The 20,285-nt window shown below is 67.1% G+C and carries 22 protein-coding genes; 8 read left to right on the top strand and 14 right to left on the bottom strand.

Translation table 11 applies throughout. The features are described 5' to 3' along the window. Positions 1–27: 27 nt before the first annotated feature. Complete coding sequence (locus ON062_RS11440; RefSeq protein ID WP_274647267.1) at positions 28–1,350, bottom strand: bifunctional o-acetylhomoserine/o-acetylserine sulfhydrylase; 1,323 nt, start codon at positions 1,348–1,350, stop codon at positions 28–30. 143 nt (positions 1,351–1,493) lie between these two features. Here ON062_RS11440 and ON062_RS11435 point away from each other — a divergent pair, with 143 nt between their 5' ends. Further along, positions 1,494–2,276 carry an SDR family oxidoreductase gene (locus ON062_RS11435; protein WP_274647266.1) on the top strand — a complete coding sequence of 261 codons (783 nt, stop codon included), beginning with the start codon at positions 1,494–1,496 and terminating at the stop codon, positions 2,274–2,276. A gap of 9 nt (positions 2,277–2,285) precedes the next feature. Here ON062_RS11435 and ON062_RS11430 read toward each other — a convergent pair whose 3' ends face one another. Further along, on the bottom strand, positions 2,286–3,782 hold the full coding sequence (locus ON062_RS11430; RefSeq protein ID WP_274647265.1) for an MFS transporter: 1,497 nt from the start codon (positions 3,780–3,782) through the stop codon (positions 2,286–2,288). 103 nt (positions 3,783–3,885) lie between these two features. Here ON062_RS11430 and ON062_RS11425 point away from each other — a divergent pair, with 103 nt between their 5' ends. The 3 genes from ON062_RS11425 to ON062_RS11415 are packed head-to-tail and all read left to right on the top strand — an operon-like array spanning position 3,886 to position 5,699. Further along, positions 3,886–4,395, top strand: coding sequence for a phosphoribosyltransferase (locus tag ON062_RS11425; RefSeq protein ID WP_274647264.1), 510 nt, complete (start codon positions 3,886–3,888; stop codon positions 4,393–4,395). A gap of 1 nt (position 4,396) precedes the next feature. Beyond that, on the top strand, positions 4,397–5,083 hold the full coding sequence (locus ON062_RS11420; protein ID WP_274647263.1) for a uracil-DNA glycosylase: 687 nt from the start codon (positions 4,397–4,399) through the stop codon (positions 5,081–5,083). A gap of 10 nt (positions 5,084–5,093) precedes the next feature. Then, positions 5,094–5,699 (top strand): GNAT family N-acetyltransferase, encoded by a 606-nt coding sequence (locus tag ON062_RS11415; RefSeq protein ID WP_274647262.1) that lies wholly within the window; start codon positions 5,094–5,096, stop codon positions 5,697–5,699. 2 nt (positions 5,700–5,701) lie between these two features. On the opposite strand, the gene ON062_RS11410 is transcribed toward ON062_RS11415, so the two are convergent. The 8 genes from ON062_RS11410 to ON062_RS11375 all read right to left on the bottom strand — a co-directional run bounded on the left by ON062_RS11410 (position 5,702) and on the right by ON062_RS11375 (position 13,158). Next, positions 5,702–6,040 carry a protealysin inhibitor emfourin gene (locus ON062_RS11410; protein WP_274647261.1) on the bottom strand — a complete coding sequence of 113 codons (339 nt, stop codon included), beginning with the start codon at positions 6,038–6,040 and terminating at the stop codon, positions 5,702–5,704. Then, positions 6,033–7,088, bottom strand: coding sequence for a M4 family metallopeptidase (locus ON062_RS11405; protein WP_274647260.1), 1,056 nt, complete (start codon positions 7,086–7,088; stop codon positions 6,033–6,035). The genes ON062_RS11410 and ON062_RS11405 overlap by 8 nt, the downstream gene beginning before the upstream one ends. 53 nt (positions 7,089–7,141) lie before the next feature. Continuing rightward, a complete protein-coding gene (locus tag ON062_RS11400) occupies positions 7,142–7,942 on the bottom strand; it encodes an ABC transporter ATP-binding protein (protein ID WP_274647259.1) in 801 nt (266 codons plus the stop codon). After that, positions 7,935–8,726 carry an ABC transporter ATP-binding protein gene (locus tag ON062_RS11395; protein ID WP_274647258.1) on the bottom strand — a complete coding sequence of 264 codons (792 nt, stop codon included), beginning with the start codon at positions 8,724–8,726 and terminating at the stop codon, positions 7,935–7,937. Before ON062_RS11395 ends, ON062_RS11400 begins: the two co-directional genes overlap by 8 nt. Further along, positions 8,723–9,610 carry an ABC transporter permease gene (locus tag ON062_RS11390; RefSeq protein ID WP_274647257.1) on the bottom strand — a complete coding sequence of 296 codons (888 nt, stop codon included), beginning with the start codon at positions 9,608–9,610 and terminating at the stop codon, positions 8,723–8,725. Before ON062_RS11390 ends, ON062_RS11395 begins: the two co-directional genes overlap by 4 nt. Further along, positions 9,607–10,557, bottom strand: coding sequence for an ABC transporter permease (locus tag ON062_RS11385; protein ID WP_274647256.1), 951 nt, complete (start codon positions 10,555–10,557; stop codon positions 9,607–9,609). Before ON062_RS11385 ends, ON062_RS11390 begins: the two co-directional genes overlap by 4 nt. Next, complete coding sequence (locus tag ON062_RS11380) at positions 10,554–12,068, bottom strand: ABC transporter substrate-binding protein (protein WP_274647255.1); 1,515 nt, start codon at positions 12,066–12,068, stop codon at positions 10,554–10,556. The genes ON062_RS11385 and ON062_RS11380 overlap by 4 nt, the downstream gene beginning before the upstream one ends. Positions 12,069–12,204: 136 nt before the next feature. Then, complete coding sequence (locus ON062_RS11375) at positions 12,205–13,158, bottom strand: alpha/beta fold hydrolase (RefSeq protein WP_274647254.1); 954 nt, start codon at positions 13,156–13,158, stop codon at positions 12,205–12,207. A 51-nt stretch (positions 13,159–13,209) separates the two neighbouring features. On the opposite strand from ON062_RS11375, the gene ON062_RS11370 reads away from it, so the two are divergent. From ON062_RS11370 to ON062_RS11360, 3 genes are all read left to right on the top strand, one after another. Then, positions 13,210–13,683, top strand: a complete 474-nt coding sequence (locus ON062_RS11370; protein ID WP_274647253.1) for a carboxymuconolactone decarboxylase family protein — start codon at positions 13,210–13,212, stop codon at positions 13,681–13,683. Next, positions 13,680–14,393, top strand: a complete 714-nt coding sequence (locus tag ON062_RS11365) for a tyrosine-protein phosphatase (RefSeq protein ID WP_274647252.1) — start codon at positions 13,680–13,682, stop codon at positions 14,391–14,393. Before ON062_RS11370 ends, ON062_RS11365 begins: the two co-directional genes overlap by 4 nt. Positions 14,394–14,455: 62 nt before the next feature. Beyond that, entirely contained in the window at positions 14,456–14,917 is a 462-nt protein-coding gene (locus ON062_RS11360) for an SIP domain-containing protein (RefSeq protein WP_274647251.1), read from the top strand. Here the strand turns inward: ON062_RS11360 and ON062_RS11355 are convergent. From ON062_RS11355 to ON062_RS11340, 4 genes are all read right to left on the bottom strand, one after another. After that, positions 14,893–15,369: a Fe-S oxidoreductase gene (locus ON062_RS11355; protein ID WP_274647250.1), complete on the bottom strand. Its 477-nt coding sequence runs from the start codon at positions 15,367–15,369 to the stop codon at positions 14,893–14,895. The two genes, ON062_RS11360 and ON062_RS11355, sit on opposite strands and share 25 nt — an antisense overlap. Then, positions 15,366–16,184, bottom strand: a complete 819-nt coding sequence (locus tag ON062_RS11350; RefSeq protein WP_274647249.1) for an arginase family protein — start codon at positions 16,182–16,184, stop codon at positions 15,366–15,368. Before ON062_RS11350 ends, ON062_RS11355 begins: the two co-directional genes overlap by 4 nt. An 82-nt stretch (positions 16,185–16,266) precedes the next feature. After that, on the bottom strand, positions 16,267–17,025 hold the full coding sequence (locus ON062_RS11345; RefSeq protein WP_274647248.1) for a PspA/IM30 family protein: 759 nt from the start codon (positions 17,023–17,025) through the stop codon (positions 16,267–16,269). An 80-nt stretch (positions 17,026–17,105) separates the two neighbouring features. Next, positions 17,106–19,163, bottom strand: coding sequence for a TPM domain-containing protein (locus ON062_RS11340; RefSeq protein ID WP_274647247.1), 2,058 nt, complete (start codon positions 19,161–19,163; stop codon positions 17,106–17,108). A 189-nt stretch (positions 19,164–19,352) separates the two neighbouring features. On the opposite strand from ON062_RS11340, the gene ON062_RS11335 reads away from it, so the two are divergent. Further along, positions 19,353–20,210 carry a DUF3097 domain-containing protein gene (locus ON062_RS11335; protein WP_274647246.1) on the top strand — a complete coding sequence of 286 codons (858 nt, stop codon included), beginning with the start codon at positions 19,353–19,355 and terminating at the stop codon, positions 20,208–20,210. Positions 20,211–20,285 lie beyond the last annotated feature (75 nt).

Below are 20,285 nucleotides of genomic sequence, written 5' to 3'. Positions count from 1 at the left end.
CGAGGCATCCGCCGTCCTTGCACGGGACTAGAGGCGCGCGGCCTCCGACACACGTCGCGCAGCGGCGAGTGCCTGCTCGAGGTCGGCCTTGAGGTCGTCGATGTTCTCGAGACCGACCGACAAACGGACCAGCCCGGGGGTCACGCCGGCCGTCAGTTGCTGCTCAGGCGTCAGCTGCGAGTGCGTGGTCGAGGCGGGGTGGATGACGAGGGAACGAACGTCGCCAATGTTGGCGAGGTGGCTGAACAGCGACAACGAGTTGACGAACGTGCGCCCGGCCTCGACGCCGCCCTTGAGCTCGAACGACAGCACTGCTCCCACGCCCTTCGGTGCGTACTTGTTGCCGGCGGCGTACCAGGGCGAAGTGGGAAGCCCGGAGTAGTTCACCGAGGCGACATCGCTTTGGTTCTCGAGCCACTCGGCGATCTCCTGGGCGTTCTGCACGTGACGTTCGATGCGCAGCGAGAGCGTCTCGACGCCCTGGATCAACAACCACGCGCTGTTGGGCGAAATGGCGGCGCCGAGATCGCGCAGCAGCTGCACGCGAGCCTTGATGATGTAGGCGAGTGCGTCGCCGACCGCCGTCGTGTAGCTCGCGCCGTGGTACGACGGGTCGGGCTCGGTGAGGCCGGGGAACTTCTCGACGTTCTTCGACCACTCGAAACGGCCGCCGTCGACGATGACGCCGCCGATCGTGGTGCCGTGGCCGCCCAGGAACTTCGTCGCCGAGTGGATGACGATGTCGGCACCGTGCTCGAACGGCTTGATGAGGTAGGGCGTTGCGATCGTGTTGTCGACGATCAGCGGGACACCGCTTTCGTGCGCGACGCCGGCGACCCGCTCGATGTCGAGGACGTTGATCTTCGGGTTGCCGATGGTCTCGCCGAAGAAGAGCTTGGTGTTCGGTCGAACCGCCCGACGCCACTCGTCGATGTCGTCCTGGTTCTCGACGAACGTCGTCTCGATTCCGAGCTTGGCGAGGGTGTACTTGAACAGGTTGTACGTTCCGCCGTAGATCGATGACGACGACACGATGTGGTCGCCGGCTTCGGCGATGTTGAGGACGGCATTCGTCGCCGCTGCCTGACCGCTCGACAGCAGGAGGGCACCGGTGCCCCCTTCGAGGGCGGCAATGCGCTGCTCGAGGACGTCCTGTGTGGGGTTCTGGATGCGCGTGTAGATGTTTCCGAACTCGGCCAGCGCGAACAGGTTCGCGGCGTGGTCGGTGTTGTCGAAGACATACGATGTCGTCTGGTAGATCGGCGTGGCGCGCGCCTTCGTCACCGGGTCAGGCTGAGCGCCGGTGTGGATCTGCTTGGTCTCGAAACGCCAGTTCTCGGGTGCGGACATGGCCAACTCCTGTGCTTGCGGACTCCGGCGGATGCCGGGAACGATTTCACAGTACGGATGCGACGGGAGCGCGCCAAGGAATCGGACACGCGGCGTAACCTCGCCGAGTCCTCATGCGCCGCGGGATGGGTAGCGTGGGGGACATGACAGTCAGACGCGCAGTAGTCACCGGGGCGAGTTCAGGGATCGGCGAGGCGGCGGCCCGCGCCCTTCGCGAGCGGGGATGGGACGTGGTTGCCGTGGCGCGCCGTGCTGATCGGCTCGCGGCGTTGCAAGAAGAAACGGGTGCCGTTGCGTTCGCTGCGGATCTGACCGTGGGTGCTGACGTCGACGCTCTGGCGGCGTGGCTCGCCACCAGTGGCGACGTCCACGCCCTCGTGCACGTGGCCGGCGGCGCACGCGGCGCCGATCGGGTCGAAGACGGGAAGCCCGAGGATTGGCAGTGGATGTTCGAGGTGAACGTGCTCTCGGCGCAGCGCCTGGTCGCTGCCCTCCTGCCGCTGCTGCGCCGCACGAGCGCGACCGGCACGCACGCCGATGCGCTCTTCGTCACGTCGACAGCCGCGCAGACGGCGTACGCCGGGGGTGCGGGGTACAACGCGACGAAGGCGGGGGAGAGCATGCTCGCCCACGCGTTGCGACTCGAACTCAACGGTGAGCCGATCCGGGTCGTGGAGATCGCGCCCGGCATGGTCCTGACGCCGGAGTTCACGCTCAACCGACTCCGCGGCGACGCGGCGGCGGCTGAGCGCGTCTACGACGGTGTCGAAGCCCCGCTTCGGGCGCACGACGTGGCTGATGTCATTGCGTACGCCCTGGATGCACCGGGGCACGTCAACCTCGATCTGGTGACCATGCGGCCGGTGGCGCAGTCGGCGCAGCACCTCCTCGCACGTGGCCCGCTGCACCCGCGGGCAGTCGAGTAGGGACTCGGTTCAGAGCACCTTCGGTTCCACAGCCTCTTCGGCGGTGCTGTCGGCGAAGGCGACCTTCGGCACGAAGAACAGCAGGACGGCGGCGAGGAACCCGCCGGCGGCGCAGATCGACCACACAGCCAGGTAGCCGCCCAGCGATGCCGCGGTTTGGCTCGCGATGGTTCCGGCACCAGCGGCGAGGACCACACCGAAGATCGCCGACGCGAACGTGCCACCGATCGTCTTCGTCGTGTTTGTGAGGGCGGATGCCACGCCCGTCTGGCCGCGAGGGGCAGCGGCAGCTGCCGCTGCCGGCAGGGCGCCCACGAGCGCGCCCGAGCCGATGCCGGCGATCGAGAGGTTGAGAAGAACTTGCCAGAGCTCCTGGTGGAACGGCAAGAACAGTGTGTACCCGATGCCTACGAGCGCGCTGGCGACGATGAGGATCACACGAGGGCTGGCACGACGCGACGTGAGGGCGAAGATGATGGCGCCGACGATCAGCGACACCAAGTACACGCCGATCACGTTCGAACGTGCGGACGCGTCCAGGCCCAGCCCGTAGCCGAGCGACGAGTCGGTTCCCGCGTACGTCGACAGCGGCCCTTGAGCGCCGAGCAAGCTGATTCCGACCAAGAATGCCGTCGCTTGCACGGGCCACATCTCGGGCTTGCGCAGCACGCGGATGTCGATCGCGGGGTCGTCGCGGCGAAGCTCGAAACGCACGAACCACACGAACACGGCGACGCCGGCAGCCAGGAGCACAGCGACCCAGATCCACGCTTCTGCACCGAGGGCGAGTTCGTTGATCATCCGCATGTAGACCAGGGCTCCGGTCGCCAGTAGCAGGCCCCACGCCAGGATCACGAAACCCCATGTGTCGAGCTGTCGGCCCGGGAGCGGCTCAGACTCGGGAACCGCCAACCAAATCACCACCGCCGTGATCGTCACAGCGATCGCGGGCACCATCAGAGTCGTCGTGAGATCCCCGGTGGCGGCGAAGATGCGGCCGGCCGCGAGCGCGCCGATGATGGCACCTGCTTCGAGCCCGACCACGAGTAGACCCGCCGCGCGACGCGTGATTGACACACCGTGGTTCTGCCGGCGACCGCGCTCGAAGATGAGCGCGATTTCGAGCGGCAGCCACACGACGTAGAAGCCCTGGAGAGCCCACGCGATGAGGAAGCTCCAGAAGTCTCCGGCGAACGCCAGCCACCAGCTCGCCGCTGCCGTCAGGATCGCGGCGGCCAGCAGCACCTTCTTGTGCCCGTACATGTCGCCGAGCTTGGCCATGATGGGCACGACGAGCGCAGACAGCAACAGTTGCGCGGCTTCGAACCAGTTGACGTCGGAGTCGTGCACGTCGAGCGCGATCACGATGTCGCTGAACAGGGGGACGTAATACCCCTGCAGGATGCCGCTGGTGACTTCGACGAAGATGAACCAGCCGATCAATCCGGCGGTGATGCCCAGCGCGGACCCGCGCAGGCGGTCGGCGGTGGCTGCGGTGCGTGACACGCGGGAAGACTAACACCGCCGCGCCCGTAGTCTGGTGGCGAGACGGGCACCGAGGACGCCGGCGAGCGAAGCCGGAGCCTGCGGGCCGGAGGAGGAGCGGTACATGACATCGACGCCCAGCGAACGCGAGACCCTGACCTGGGAGGGTTTCGGCGCCGCCTCGCGAGACATCGCGCGCGAGATCGTGGCCTCGGGGTTCGTCCCCGAAGTTGTCGTCGCGATCGCTCGCGGCGGACTCCTGCCCGCCGGAGCGATCGCCTACGGCCTTGGAGTGAAGAACTGCGGGGCGATCAACGTCGAGTTCTATACCGGTATCGGTACGGTCCTCGATGCGCCGGAGGTGTTGCCGCCCGCGCTCGACATGACGTACCTCGACGGGCGCCGCGTGCTCCTGGTTGATGACGTGGCCGACAGCGGACGCACGCTCGCGTTGTCGGTGAAACTGCTCAGCGATCAGGGTGCCGATGTGCGCTCCGCGGTCATCTACACGAAGCCGACGACCATCATTCGACCGGACTATTCGTTTAAAGAAACCGACCTGTGGATCGATTTCCCGTGGTCGTATCAAGGGTCGGTCGTCCAACAGGACAACGGTCTGGAACCGACCGTCTGACATGCCCGATGTCCTGAGCTCTCTCGTAGATGAAGGGCGCGTGGATGCCGGATGGGGCCGTGCGCTGGCCCCGTTATCGAGCGATATCGATGCGATGTATGGATGGGTGCGCGCGGAGGGTGATGTCCTTCCGCGAGAAGAAAACATCATGCGCGCCTTCCGTGAGCCGATCGAGCGGGTGCGCGTGCTGATCGTCGGTCAGGACCCCTATCCGACGCCCGGGCACGCGATCGGGCTCTCGTTCGCCGTCGACCGAGACGTGCGCCCCCTCCCGCCGAGCTTGCGCAACATCTATGCCGAGCTCGAGAGCGACCTCGGTGTTCCGCGGCCCGCCCATGGTGACCTCAGCGCGTGGAGCGCGCAGGGAGTCCTGCTGCTCAATCGCGTGCTCACCGTCGCACCGGGAGCAGCGGGTTCGCATCGGCGGCGCGGGTGGGAACAGGTGACGGCGCACGCGATTCGCGCGCTGGCGCAGCGCGGCACGCCTCTGGTCGCGATCCTTTGGGGGAAGGATGCCGCCGACGCGGGTGCGCTCCTTGCCGGAGTGCCGGTCATTGCATCCGCCCACCCCTCGCCGCTCTCTGCCCGGCGGGGGTTCTTCGGATCTCGTCCCTTCTCGAGAGCGAATGACGCGCTGATTGCTCAGGGAGCCGAACCGATCGACTGGCACGCGGTCGCCTCGGCGTAGGCTTTCGATCATGCTCGAAGAGGAATACGACCGCGATCGCCGGGTTCTGCCCGCGCACCTGCGTCGCCAGCCCGAGCCCGAACGCCCATTCACGTATGAGATTCGTCCCGTCGAACCCGGCGACATCCCCGACATCCGCGAGATCTACAACTATTACGTGACGAACTCTGTGGTCACCTTCGATGAGAAGAAGTGGACGCTGGCGCAGTGGAAGGACAAGGTGGCCTACCTGCAGAAGCTCGACCTTCCGTTCTTGGTCGCGCAGTCGCCCAGCGGGCAGATCCTCGGTTATGCGCTCGTGCAGCCCATGTCCTCCAAATCGGCGTATCGATACTCCGTGGAGAACTCGATCTACCTCGGTCAGGCGGCGGCGGGCAAGGGACTGGGGCGTGCGCTCCTCGAAGCTCTGATCGCGGCCAGCGAAGAAAAGGGTATCCGTCAGATGGTCGCGGTCATCAGCGACAAAGGCGCCGAAGCATCCGTGGCGTTGCACGAGAAGCTCGGGTTCGTCGAGGTGGGACGAATGGGCAAGGTCGGGTTCAAGTTCGGTCGCTGGCTCGGCACGATCTACCTGCAGAAGAGTCTCAAGAGCAAGAAGAAGTCTCGGCGGCGCTGAGGCTAGCGCGCGCGATTCTCGTGTTCGGTGGCGCGCACGGCGTTGATCAGGGCCGCCCAGGGGCCGGTCACCGCATCTTCGGGCAGCACAGCTTGGCGCTCGTCGCACAACGGATGCTGTGCGCGCACGTGCCACATGAATCGATCTGCGCCGTCCACGAGAGAAGTGTCGGCCGTGAGCTCTGCGTCCGGCCACGGGCATGCATCGATCAGCGCAGTCCAGTGGGTCGCGCTGTCGCTACCCGCCGTGACCGACCACTGACGGGTGAGCCCGGCGAACCCACCCGTCCGCCGCACGTCCACCGCGACCGGCGCCGTCGGTTCCTCCGGTGTGTCAAGCATCGTCGATGACGCCGGTGTCGAGCCATCCGGCGCGAACCGCGGCGACCTCCTCTGAGCCCTCACCATACTCCGCGCGTGCGGTGGCAAGTGTGGCGTGGGCGAACTGTGCGAAGTCGATCGTGGGGGTGAGGACGCCTGAGGTGAGAGTTCGATACCAGATGGCTCCGGCGCGCTCCCACGCGTATCCCGAGAGGGCGAGAGCGGTGGCGGCGAAGGCGCGGTTGGGGATCCCGGAGTTGATGTGCACCCCGCCGTTGTCGTTCTGCGTCACGACGTAGTCGCGCATGTGCGCCGGCTGTGGGTCACGACCGAGCACATCGTCGTCGTACGCCGTGCCGGGGGCGACAAGTGAGCGCAACGCCGTCCCCTGCACGGTGGGACCGAAGATGTCCTCGCCGATGAGCCATGACGCCTGCTCGGCGGTGTGACCTCGCCTGTGCTGGTCGGTCAGCGCGGCGAAGACGTCGGCGATCGATTCGTTGAGGGCGCCCGACTGGCCGTGGTAGATCAGTCCGCCGGATGCGTCGATGACGCCGTGGCTGAGTTCGTGCGCGATCACAGTGAGCGAGTGCGCGAACCCCACGAAGATCTCGCCGTCTCCGTCGCCGAAGACCATGCGCTCGCCGTTCCAGAAGGCGTTGTCGTAGTCGCGGCCGTAGTGCACGGTCGCGCGCATCGGGGACCCCGCCCCATCGAGGCTGTTGCGGCCAAACGCCGTGAGGTACAGGTCGAACGTCGCCCCGAGTCCGTCGAATGCTTGGTTCACCGTGGCATCCGCCGACGGGGGATCGTCTTCTCGGCGCGCCAGCACGCCCGGGAGCTGCTCGCGGGACTCTGCGTCCGAGATCTCGCGATCAGGCGCGGCGGCGGTCTCTGCGACCAGCGAACCGGACGCATCGATCGACAGTCTCAGCTGGGCGCGCGATGGGCGTGTGACGAGATCGACGGCGAGCGTGGCGCGCGCGGCCGTGGCGGCGTGCGCGTAGACCGGCTCCTGTACCGAGGCGATGCGGGCCAGCAGATACGGGGGGACAAACGCGACGGTCATACCGCGAGGCTAGTGGTGGCATCCGACGTCGCAGGAGCAGTGGCCGCAGATACTCACCGCTGCCCGGGGTCGATCACGGGTATCGAGGCGAGCAAGCGGCGTGTGTACGCGGTCTGTGGCTCCCACAGCACTTTCTCCGTCGGCCCTTCTTCGACGATGCGCCCCTCGGTCATCACGATCACGTCGTCGCACAGGTTCTGCACGACGCCGATGTCGTGCGAGACCATGAGCAACGTGAGGCCGTCGCGCGCGCGGAGTTTCACCAGCAGCTCAAGGATCTGCGCGCGGACAGTGACATCCAGGGCAGACAGCGGTTCATCGCCCACGAGCAGTCGTGGGCGATGAACCAGAGCGCGAGCGAGCGCGATGCGCTGACGCTGGCCCCCCGAGAACTCGTGCGGGTAGCGGTCGACCATGTCGGCGTCGAGGCCGACATCGACCAACACATCGGCGACGCGCGCTCGGCGATCACCGTCGAACCCCAACGCCCACAACGGTTCGCTGACGATGCGGCCGATGTTCATCCGCGGATCTAGCGACGCATACGGATCCTGAAACACGATGCCCGTCTGCCGCCTCAGCCAATGAAGACTTCGCGCGCTCGATCGCGCGTCTACCGGTCGTCCGTCGAAGGTGACACTGCCTGCGGACGGAACATCCAGGCCCAACAGCAGGCGCACCAGCGTGGACTTGCCGGATCCGGATTCGCCGATGACGCCGAGCGCCGACCCTTCGCGCACATCGACGTCGGCGTCATCGAGAGCAGTGGTCTCGCCGCCCCGCGCGAACAGTGACGGGCGCGGGGACGAAAAGCGACGGGTCAGTCCGCGCGCGCTCAGGAGGGCCTCACTCATTGCGTCCTCCCGGATGCCACAGCGTGGCCGTCGCATCTCGCACCAGCGCCTGCGTGACGGGCGACTGAGGCTGGGCGAGCAGGGTCTCGACGGGTCCGGATTCTGCGACGCGACCCTCGTCGAGCACGACCGCGTGGGTGGCGACGTGAGAGAGGACGGCAAGGTCATGGGTGATGAACACCAGAGACATTCCGTCGTCGCGAACGAGAGCGCGCAGCAGGTCGAGGATTTCGGCCTGGATGGTGACATCGAGCGCGGTCGTCGGCTCGTCGGCGATGAGTAGACGCGGTCGGCAGGCCAGCGCCATGGCGATGGCCACGCGTTGGCGCTGACCGCCCGAGAGTTGATGCGGGTACCGGCGCACGATCTCTGCAGGATGGGGGAGCGCGACGCGCGCGGCCTCGTCGATCGCCCGCTTCGCGGCATCCGCTCGAGAAAGCCGTTCATGGATGCGTATGGACTCGGCGATCTGGCGACCCACCGTGCGAATCGGGTTGAGGGCGGTCTGTGGTTCTTGGAACACGATGCCGATCTCGTCGCCGCGCAGCGCCGCAAGAGTCGCGTCGGGCATGCCGAGGATCTCGACGCCGTTCCATCGGACGCTGCCGGAGGCACGGGCGCCATCGGGCAGGAGCCCGAGCACAGCGAGCGCCGTCAACGATTTACCGGATCCCGATTCGCCGATGAGTCCCATGCGGCCGCCGTCGGGTACCGAGAAGGACACGCCATCGACGACGCGTCGACCGTTCACATCGATCGCCAGATCGGTCACTTCTAGGCTCATGCGACCACCTCGGGAACGTGAGCGCGAGCGACGCCGCGTCGATGAGCGAGGGTGGGGTCGGATGCTTCGCGCAGCCCGTCGCCGAGAAGGTTCAAACCCAGCACGGTGATCGTGATGGCCAGGCCCGGCCACAGCACAGCCAGGGGATAGACCGTGAGATAGCTTTGCAGTTCGGCGAGCAGCAGCCCCCATGACGGCTCTGTCACGGGCGCGCCGAAGCCGAGATACGACAGGCCCGCCTCGGCAAGGACAGCGACGGCCATGCCCCACGACAACTGCACGATGAATACCGGTGCCACATTCGGAGTGAGGTGACGCCAGAGGTTCTGCACCGGGGTGAGGCCGACGGCTCGCGCGGCGAGGACGAAGTCACTGTGGAGTACGCGCCGCAGTTCGGGGCGCGTCACGCGCGCGATGTTGACGCCGAACCCGATGCCGACCGACCAGATGACTACCCACAGCGACCCGCCCCACACCGCGGCGATCATCATCGCGATGATCAGCACCGGGAAGGCGATCAGGATGTCGACGAGCACCGCGACCGACTCGCGGATCCCGCGCGGAGTGAGCGCGCCGAGGGCAGCGAGCGTCATGCCGAGAACAGTTGCCACAGCGCCTGCCCCTACAGCGACGAGCACCGTGGTGCGTGCGCCCGCCATGAGCAGGCTCAGGATGTCGCGACCGGACGCATCCGTACCGAGAAGATGGGGCCACCCTGGGGGCATCCACCGATCACTGATCTCGACCTGCTGCGGGTTGAAAGGAGTCCACAGCAGAGAGACGAGTGCGGTGACGAGAATGACCGCGACGACGATCAGCCCGAAACGGCTCGTCGAGACATGCCATGACCGCGCGAGGAGCGTAGGGCGTCGCTGGGTGCTCATGTCGCCTCCCGCTGTCGGGGGTCGATCGCGCGATGGAAAAGATCGACGAGGAAGCCGACGATGAGAACGAAGCCGGTCAGCACCAGCAATTCACCCTGCACCTTGGGCAGATCACGCGCGGCCACGTCGGCTACCAGCATCCGTCCGATTCCCGGCAGCGAGTACAACTGCTCGATGACGACGGCACCGACGATGATCCCGGCGACCTGTAGGCCGAGGACGGTGACGATCGACAGTCCGACGACGGGGAGTCCGTGTCTCACAAGCGCGGCGTTTCGCGTGCGTCCCTGCGCTGCGGCCGTGCGCACGAAGTCCTGGCTCGCCGCTTGCAGTGTGGCGCTGCGCACGAAGCGCATCAGCATGGCGCCTTCGACAATGCCGATGGTGAGCGCCGGCAGAATGAGCGCCCGGATTGCGGCCGCAGGATCCTGCCAGCCAGCACGCGGGAAACCCTGCGCGGGGAGCCAGCCCAGCCACACGGCGAACACGACGACCAGCATCATCCCCGCCCACACGACCGGTACTGCGGCAAGGGTCTGAGCGCCCACGCTGAGCGCGGTGCCGTCGGCACGACCCCGCCTCATCGCGGAGAGGACCCCCAGCGGCACGCTGAAGAGCACCGCGATGATCAGCGACATGATCCCCAGCGGGACGGTCACCTGCGCCTTCTGAGCGAGTTCGCTCGTCACACTCGCACCCGTGAGGAGGGAACTGCCGAGGTCGCCGCGGAACACTCCCGCGATCCACGTGGCGTATTGCTGCCAGAGCGGGACATTCAGGCCCATGGACTCGCGGATCGCCGCGGTCTGCTCAGGGGTGCCGCTCGTGCCTGCGATCAGCTGCGCGACGTCCCCGGGGAGGACGCGGAGCGTGAAGAAGATCAGCGCACTGGCGACGAACAGCCCGACGAGCAACAGGGCCGATCGTGTCAGCGCGTACCGAATCACCCGTCGCTCTTGCCGATTTCCGCGAGATTGAGACGCTCGTTCACGTTGGTCGAGGGCATACCCGAGATGTTAGTGCCCACCGCCAGTACCGAGGCGCCCGTGTACAGCCAGTCGGCTGCGGCATCCTCCGACACGATTCGAGCGGCCCGCGCGAGCAGTTGCGCGGCTTCTGCCTCATCGGTTGCAGCGAGCGACTGCGCGTACAGATCCTGCACCTCGGGGTTGTCGTACGTGAAGTAATAGTCGGGGTTGGCCCAGTTCTCGAAATCGCGTGCTTCGGTGTGCAGCACGAAACTCAGGTCGTAGTCCTTATTGAAGTACACGTCGTTCAACCAGGTCGAGAAGTCCACCGACTCGATCTCGAGCGTGATCCCCACTTCGTTCAGATCCGATACCAGGATCTGCGGCACGGTCGTGGGGTAGAAGTTCGGGATGGTGAGGGTGAGCTCGAGATCTTCTTCGCCTGCCTCGGCCAGGAGCGCCCGAGCCGCCGCCGGGTCGTAGGGCGCGACATCGGACAGATCTTCATAGCCGGGGTCGAGCGCCGGAATGGGGCCGTACTGCACTTCGCCGGCGCCCTGGGCTTCGATGAACGAGGTGTGGTCGATCGCTTGACGGATCGCCTGGCGCACGCGCTGATCGGCGAGCGGGCTTCCCTCGGTCTGGTTGAACGCGAGCGTGCCCTTGTCGGTGGACTGGCCGAGGACCAGCGCGAAGTCGCCGTTCATCTCGATCTGTTCTTGAAGATTGGCGTCGAAGCCCGTGAGTACGTCGATCTCGCCGGCCAGCGCCGCGTTGAGCGCGGCCTGGTTGTCGGGGATGTATGACAGGACGACCTCGGCGGCACCCGGGGCGTCGCCCCAGTACTCGTCGTTACGAGTGAGCGTGATGCTGTCGCCTTCGCGCCAGGACGTGAGGACGAATGGTCCGGTCCCGTTCGCTTCGGTCTGGTAGTCGACTTTGTCGCCCTTCTTGAGGACGAGGCCTGCGCGGCCGGTCAGGTTCCACAAGAGGCTCGAGTCCGGCTCGGCCAGAGTGAGAGTGATCTCCTGCCCTTCCGCAGTGATCGACGTCACATTCTGCAGGCGCGACGAGTCACTCCACTCCGGGGTGTCCTTGCGTGTGGTCAGCGACCAGACGACATCATCGGCGGTGAGCTCCTGCCCGTCGTGGAATGTGACACCTTCACGCAGCGTGAAGACGTACGTCAGTCCGTCGGGTGAGATCGTCCACTCGCTGGCTAGCGCCGGCACGATGTCCTGTTCGGGCGTGCGAGCCGCGAGGCCCTGGTAGACGTTGTCAACCAGGATTTGGTCCAGCGATGCGCCGGAGGTCTGACGGATGTCGAGGTTGCTCGGTTCCAGCACCAGTCGGATGCTGATCGACGCGTCCGGATCGGGTGCCCCGGTGGGGGTCGGGGTTGCTTCGGGCGTGGCGGCGCAGGCAGAAAGCGTGAGGGCGCCAGTAACGAGGATCGTCATCGCCATGGCGAGGGGAGTGCGACGGAACATGTCGGGGGGCCTTTCCGGGTGGGTGCGCGCACAGCGCATGCACCGGCGCGCGGTCCTCTGCGCGCGGTGCAAAAGACAAGCCTAGGCAATTCCGCGTGGTGGGGGGCTTGTGCCCCCCGAAATCGACATGTAAGCGTTAGGCGCCGGCGACCGCAGATCGTACGATTGCCGCCAGTTCAGCCGGTGCGTCTTCTTGCACGTTGTGCCCCGCCGAGACGGAGATGACGGATGCCGTGGGCAGCCGTCGTCGGAACTCAGCGGCGTCTTCTGCGCCGACGAATCCGCGTTCTGCGCGTACCAGGGTGATCGGTGCCCGCACGGCGTCCAGGTCGTCCCAGCCGTCGGGTGCCGCGGACGGGCGCTGCGCTGTGGGAGCGTCGTTCGGTGCTGCTGCTGCGACGTTGGCCAACCGGGCGAAGTGGTGCTTCCACTCGACGCGGCCGTCGTCGCGCACACGGGAATTGAAGTACACCCCACGCGCGACCTTCTCGCGGGAAGCCCCGCCGAGCCCGAAGGCGATTGCGCGATCGACGAGTTCGTCGCGGCTCGCCCAGTCGGTCGGTCCCGCGAAGAACTGTTGAAGTTGCGCGGGCCCGGCGCTCATGTCGATGCCTGGCGTGATGTCGACGATGACCAGAGCGCGCACCAGATCGGGGCGCGCGGCGGCCAGAGCTGCAGCCGTCCAGCCGCCCAGTGAATGACCGACGACCACGAACGGAGCGCCGGAGACGGCATCCAATCCCCCCGCGATGTCCGCCGCCAATGGCCGCGCGGTATAGGCGAGGTCGTCGCGCCACGACGAATCACCGTGCCCCGGGAGGTCGAGCGCGATCGCCGACAGGCCCAGGGTGAGGATCGTGGCATCCCACGTGTGCGCGTTGAGTCCGGCGCCGTGCAGAAATACCACGGGCGACGCCGTGTCGCGTGCCGTCGGTGCAGGGGCGGATGCCGTGGTGTAGTGCAGTGCGCTCAGGCGGCGACCGTCTGCGAGTGGCGTCGTGCGGCGCTCTGCCCCGGGAAAGGTGCCCGTGACACCCACCTCCCGTGCCTGCTCGGGGAGGAAGGAGAACTCGTCGATACCCTGATCCACCCCGCCATTGTGTCTCATGCCGCGACAGGGGCGCCGCGTTAGGCTGACATCATGACCGAAGCTCCGCGCGTGCACCTGTCGCGTTCCGCACCCACGGCCTATGCCTCACTCGCGTCGTTTTCGAAGACGGTGGGCGCGCTCGCGGAAGACGGCGGCATCGACGCGCGGCTGCTCGAGATCGTCCAAATCCATACGTCGCAGCTCAACGGCTGCGCCTTCTGCGTGCGGGTGCACGTGGATCGGGCACTCGCTGCGGGACTGGATGCCGACGTCGTCGCCCAGATCCCGGTGTGGCGCGAGTCCGGGGTGTTCAGCGCACGGGAGCGGGCCGGGCTCGAGCTTGCCGAGTGCTTCGTGCGCATTCACGACGGCGGCGTTCCCGACGATGTCTACAACCGGGTGGGAAGCATTCTGCGTGAAGATGAGTACGTGGCGCTGTGCTGGGTGCTTGTGTCCATCAACGCGTTCAACCGGGTTGCGATCGCCGGACGCTACGCGGTGCCGCCGCGGAACGGCGAGGCGTGACCCAGTCGGCGGTATCGGGGGCGCTGAACTTCCGTGACACCGGTGGGCTCGCGGCAGGTGTCGCCCTCACGCGCCGCGGTGTCCTCTACCGCTCGGGGAATCTTGCGCGCATCGACGACCAAGGCGTGGCGGACCTGCATGCGCTGGGCTTGCGCCGCATCATCGACCTGCGTGCCGACGACGAGGTGCGATACGAGCCCAGTCGAACGGAGAGTCTGGACGCGGTGACGCAGCGGGTGCCACTCTTTCTCGGCTCGGTCGCATCGATTTTTGACAACGACATCAGCCTCGACGAGATGTACCGACAATTGGTGCATGGATCAGCGGACGGCGTCGTGGCTGCCGCGCGCGGCGTCGTCACCGACCAGCCGGTCCTGGTGCACTGCACCGTCGGCAAAGACCGCACGGGCGTCACTGTCGCGCTGATCCTCGCGGCGGCCGGAGTGGACGAAGAAGCGATCATCGCCGACTACGCGCGCACCGAGGGCCTACTCCCAGCGTCGCGGAACGCCGCCGTCATCGCGCACCTGAGGGCGCGGCATCCTGATGCTCGATATATCGAAGATCTCGCGACGCGCTCGCCGGCGCCGGTGATGGCGGGACTGCTGCGCACGGTTGCCGACACCTTCGGCTCGGCGGGCGATTACCTGCGTGCTCACGGCATGGGGGACGATGAGATCAGCGAGCTGCGTCGCGTTCTGATCGACTGAGCAGGGCCTGTTTCGAGTGAGGTTAGGCAACCCTTTGCTCAAGGCGTATAGTGAAGAGCGTCATGACCACGTTCTCCGAGCACAACGCCGCTGCCTGCCGCGCATCGCGTCACACGCGCGTGCAGCACCTCATCACCGCAGATGAGGCGTCGCTCAGCGAACTCGAAATGGTACTCGCGACCCTGCCGGTGTGTTCGACTGGGCGGGTCTTCATCGAGATTCCCGATGAGTCGTGGCGTGTCGAGATCACCGCGCCCGCGCGCATGGTCGTCACCTGGCTGGATCGGTCGGTTCGCTCGGGTGCTCCGGGGACCAGCCGCGGCTGCGCCACCGGCGAAGCGCTTGCGCGCGCGGTGGGCGCATGGGCAGACGAAATGCTCTGCGACGAAGACGACCAGACGCGGATTCAGCTCCTGGGCGGGTACATCGGCACCGCAGACATCGTCGACCACTTGGTCGCTCTCGGCGTGGACGAGCAGGCGATTCATACGCCCGAGCGTTACGGGCTCTCGACGCGCCGCTGAGCACGCCGCCGCGGCACATAGTTGCCGTCCTCGAGGCCCGCTTCGATTTCGAAGCGATTGCGCAGCGGATTGCGTCCGGCGAATCGGTAGAGAATCGGCATCAGGAAGCCGTACTTCTCCCATTGCCGCTTGTGGATCGCTTCGTGGCGCAGCACCGTCGCTGACGGCGTGACGTCGCCGGTTAAGTAGCAACCGCCCGCGCACACGCCGCCGCGAGGGTAGCTCCAGTCCGGCATCCCGCGAAAGACCCAGAGCCCGTTCATCTTCTCGATACGTCCCGTGCTCCACACGGTGCCCCACACCCAGCCGACCGCCGTTCCGTACCAGTAGCCGACGCGGCTGATGGGGGAGTCGAGCAGCACTCGCGGAATAAGAGCATCCACACGCCTGCCGCGTTCGAGCATGAGGTCGGCGGTTTCGCGCCAATCGGGCGGTGGAGCGGTACGAGTCATGCGAGTGCGCCGATGATGCGCAGGATCGAGCCCTGATCCTCGACGGCTTCGGCCGGTGACGCGGGCGCGAATCCGCACAGACTGCTGCCCACGAGCGGCAGGCGCGCGCGTACTGCCGCGATGACGCCCACCACGCTCGCGACGCTGCAGCCGAACGGCACCGGTGCAGTCACGCCGGTGATCGCCGAAGGATCGAGGACATCGAGATCCACGTGGATGTACACGTGCCGAGCACCCGTGGCCACGACGGCGTCGACGACGGCCTCGGCGCGGGAGATCTCCTCCACGCCAACAATCGAGACACCGGCGCGGGCGGCGCTCTCCCGCTCGTCGTCGTCCCACGCTCTGGCCCCTGCGATGACGATTCGACTCGCGGTGATACCGCCGTTGAGCGCCTTGTCGACCTGCCCGGTCGCGGCCCGCGTTGCCATTCCGGCGAACGCTCCGGAAGGAGACGTGGACGGAGCGTGGAAGTCGCCGTGGGCGTCGAGCCACAGCACGGCCAGATCCGGGTGTCGCGTCGCGGCATGGGAGATCGCGCCGATCGCGACGCCACAATCCCCACCCACCGTCAACACAGGCTCATCCGCGGGGAGGGTGGCCAGCGCCGCGTCGATGGATTCGCGTACGCGAGCCAGGGTGGTGAAGCGACGGATGCCGGTGTCTTGCGCCTCACCGGCTTCGACAGGGACGTCTACCACCGTGCAGGCGGCGCGCGGTAGGTCACCGGCGATCGCCTGGGCACCGTCGATCAGTCGCATCGAGCGTGAGGACGGCGACCCCTGCCACTGCGGCACGATCAGGAATCGGGTCATTCACCCATCTTCGCCCACGGCAGGGCCGCACGCACGACTGTGGCTCCGCTCGAAGCCGAACGGAGCCACAGTCAGACCCGTCCTACGGGGTGTACGGCGCGCTGGGAGCGTTGATCGCGGCCTGCGACGTCCCGCCGCTCTTCAGCGCGGCAAGGCGCGCCTCGACTTCGGTGAGTTCCCCGACGTCTTCGAGGCTCTCGAACTGCGCGTCCAGGCTCGACGCAGCGAGTTCCTGCTTGCCTGCAGCGAGTGCTTCCTGTCGACGCACCTTCTCTTCGAAGCGTCCGAGTTCGCTCGTGGGGTCAAGCACGTTGATCGACTTGACGGCGTCGTGAACTTTGTTCTGCGCTTCGGCGGTCTTGGCGCGCGCGAGCAGCTCGGAGCGCTTGGACTTCAGCTGCTCGAGCTTCTGCTTCATGCCGTTGAGGCCGTCCTTGAGCTTGGCGACGACCTCGGTCTGCGATGCGATCGTGGGTTCGACCGCACGTGCCTCGTTCTCCTCGCTGATCTGGCGCTGAAGCGCGATCTTTGCGAGGTTGTCGAACTTGTCTGCGTCGGTGGTGTTGCCCACCTGGCGCAGTTCGTCGGCCTTGCGGCTGGCGGCGAGGGCCTTGTTGCCCCATTCTGCGGCCGCCTGCACGTCCTCCTGGTGATCCCGCTCGAGCAGGCGCAGGTTGCCGATCGTCTCGGCGATGGCGGACTCGGCATCGGCAATGGAGTTGGTGTAGTCGCGCACCAACTGGTCGAGCATCTTCTGCGGGTCCTCGGCAGAGTCGAGTAGCGCGTTGATGTTGGCCTTCATGAGCGTCGAAATGCGACCGAAGATGGATTGTTTGGCCATGGGATTTCCTTCCTAGCGGACAGTACGGGTACGGATGAGATCGAAGGGATGCTGTCGGTGCAGCGTGTGCGGGGGAGAGCTCAGAAGCGACCACCGCCTCGCCGAGCGCGGGTCCCCCCGCCGCCGAAGCTTCCGGCGCGCATGCCGCCCGAACGGCGCGAGCCGCCGCCGAACGAACCGCCGAATCCGCTGCTGCGTCGCGCCGAGCCGCCGCCCCCGCCACCGCCGAGGAGCGAGTTGATGACGATTCCGCCGAGGACGGCGCCCATCATGTTGCCCCCGCCGTTTGAGCCTGTGCCCATCGGACTGCTGGAGAACGCGCCGACGTCCCGCTGGGCAAGCTGCGATGCCTGTGCAGCGAGCTGATTCGCCCGATGAGCGTGCTGCAGGGCCTGCTCGGGATCACTGTTCTGCAGTGCACTCGCGCGCGCGAGGCTTGCTCCGGCTTCGGCGAGTCGCGTGCGCGCATCGGCGCCAACGGCACCGCGTCGAGCGGTGATGTAGTCCTCGGCGGCCGAGACCTGGGCCTGGGCTTGCAGGATCAGCTCGCCGACGTGGGCGCGCGCACGTTGTGCCTGAGCAGCCGCATCGCGCACACCCTGCGTCACCGCGTCAATGTGCGCGTTCGCCTGTTCGAGGCTCTGCAGGGCGAGCAGCGGGCGGCGCGCGGAGCCTTCGAGCTGTGCGCGGGCGACGCCCATCTGATGGGTCGTCGCCGCGATCGCGGCCGCAACCTGGCCGCCCTCGTCAGGCAGGGCGGCCGCCGCGCGCACATCGGCGTCGAGTTCGGCGAGCACGGCTGCGGCGCGCTGCTCGGCGGACGCCAGGTCGCGCGCGAGCGTCACGATCGCCTCTTCGAGGAGCGCTGCCTGCCCGACGGCGTCTTCTGCCGCACGAATGCTGACGGCGGCGTCGCTGGGGGAACCTTGCGTCAGGGCGGCCTGAGCGGCGGCGATCTGCTCATCGGCGAAGGCGATCCGCGTCGCGGCCTGTTCGGGGTTGTCTGCGACGGTGGCGAGGGCTTCGGGTGCGTAGCTCTGCTGAAGGGTGGCGAGCTGCGCCGTTGCGGCGTCGAGGTCGCCGGCGACGTCGGCACGACGCTGCGTCACCTGCTCGAGCGCCTCGGGTGCGCGGCGCTCGAGTTCCCGCAGAGCGTCGAACTCGGCGGCCTTTGCGTCTAGGCCGGCATTCGCCTCCTCGCACAGGGCGATGATGCGCTCATTCCAGGCGCGCGTGTCGGCCGCGGCATCCGGAATCTCGTCGTCGAGCTGTTGTTTCAGGGTGAACGCGGCATCCAGGCTCTCTCGTGCCTGCGCGATTGCGGTTTCGAAGGCAGCGGCAGCCTGGTCGCCGAACTGCGCCTTGGCGAAGCCGAGTTCTTGGACGCTGGTCTTGATGGCATCGTCGGTCTCGATGAGCGCGGATGCTGCGTCCTTTTCGAGCTGTTCGATGGGCACTTGCGGGGCTCCGCCCGCGCTCGCACCGGCCGCAGGCGACGCGCCCCGGCGCCGCCTCGCCAACCACACGATGAGGAAGACCACGCCCCCGACCACGACGATCCCCAGAAGCACAGGGAAGAACCACCCGCTTCCGGTGGAGCCGGTGTCGGTTCCGGTCCCAGGGATCCCCGTTCCGCTGCCGTCGCTTTCCCCGTCGTCGCCGCCGAGGCTCGCGGTCGTGAATCCGTCGGCTGCGGCGTCAATCGCCCCCGCCCAGTCGTCGTTGCGGAGCGCGGGTTGAATGTTCTGCTGCTCAATCGCCGCGAGCTGATCGAAGGTCAGGGGGCCTTCAGAGTCGCCGGAGACGTAGTACTGCCGGGCGTCGGTGGCGACTGCCAACAGGTACTGGGTAGGCCCGAGGCCGTTGTCTTGAGCGGTCGTGTTCGCCCAGTCGGCGGAGTCCGACGGGTTCGTGAAGTCGTCGACGAAGACAACCCACAGGTCGAGTCCGGTCTCTTCGCGCAGTTGCACCAGGCGCTGGTCGGCGGCGGTTTCTTCGTCGGGGGTGAGGACGTCCGAGTCATCCAGCACGTAGCTCGAGCCGAGGGGCACGGGGTCGGTCGCCCACGCAGCGCTCCCGCCGACGCTCATCGCGGCGCCGATCGCCAAGGTGAGCGTCACTCCCCATCGCGTACGCATCAACTTCCCCTCCGAGGGGTCATGCGCGACGCCCCCGCGAGCGAGTCTATTCAGCCGCGCCGACACAGGGTAGTCCGCGCGAGAGTCCACTGTGTCGTGCGGGTCGCTCGGGCGGGATGGACGCCGGAGCGCTAGGGTTTCGCTTTCGAAGGGCTCGGTTCTCGAGCTGGGAGATCGCGCGGAGGATGCATGGACGATCGGTACGGCGCAGGGGATCGCTACGGAACTGATGTGCTCGCGCCGGGATGGCGCACGCGCCATGCGAAGCAGATCGCCCGAGTGGAAGCGACGAAAGATCTCGTTGTCGAAGTCGCCGACGACGGCTTCTGCGGCGCCGTGACCGCCATCACCGCTGCGACGGTCGAACTCGAAGATGGCCGTGGTCGCCGCCGGCTGTTTCCGCTCGGAGGCGGCTTCCTGATCGATGGCGAACCGGTCACCCTCGTCGTGCCGCAGCGCGCGGCATCCGGACCCCGTCGCACTGCATCGGGCTCGTTCGCCGCCGCGGACAGTCGCGCCCGCGTGGCTCGGGCCAGTCGCATCCTCGTCGAAGGACGGCACGATGCGGAACTCGTCGAGAAGGTGTGGGGCGACGACCTGCGTGCCGAAGGTGTCGTCGTGGAGTACCTGCAGGGAATCGACCTGCTCCCCGAACTCCTCGAGGCAGAGCCGCCCTCGGCACAACGCCGCTACGGCGTTCTCGTCGACCATCTGGTGCCCGGGTCGAAGGAGTCCCGCATCGCGCAGCAGATCGAGCGCGGGCCCCACGGCGCGCACCTTCGCATCGTCGGTCACCCGTGGATCGATGTGTGGCAGTGCGTCACGCCGAAGGCGATGGGCATCAGCCGCTGGCCCGAGGTGCCGCGCGGCACCGAGTTCAAGGTGGGCGTCTGCCGTGCGTTCGGGTGGCCCGCCGAAGACCAGACCGACATCGCCCATGCATGGCAGCGCATTCTGTCGCGCGTGCGCACGTATCGGGATCTCGAGCCGGCTCTGCTGGGTCGGGTCGAGGAATTGATCGACTTCACGACGTCCCCCGCGGCGTGACACGCCCAGCGCGGCGGGCGGCGTCTACGGCACTGGGTAGCCTGGAGGGGTGAGCCAGCCCGTACCCGCGTCCGA

The organism is Microbacterium sp. C7(2022), assembly GCF_028823665.1.
Taxonomy (GTDB): Bacteria; Actinomycetota; Actinomycetes; order Actinomycetales; family Microbacteriaceae; genus Microbacterium.
Note: the sequence above shows the minus strand (reverse complement) of the source record. Positions and strands in the feature narration are given on the sequence as shown.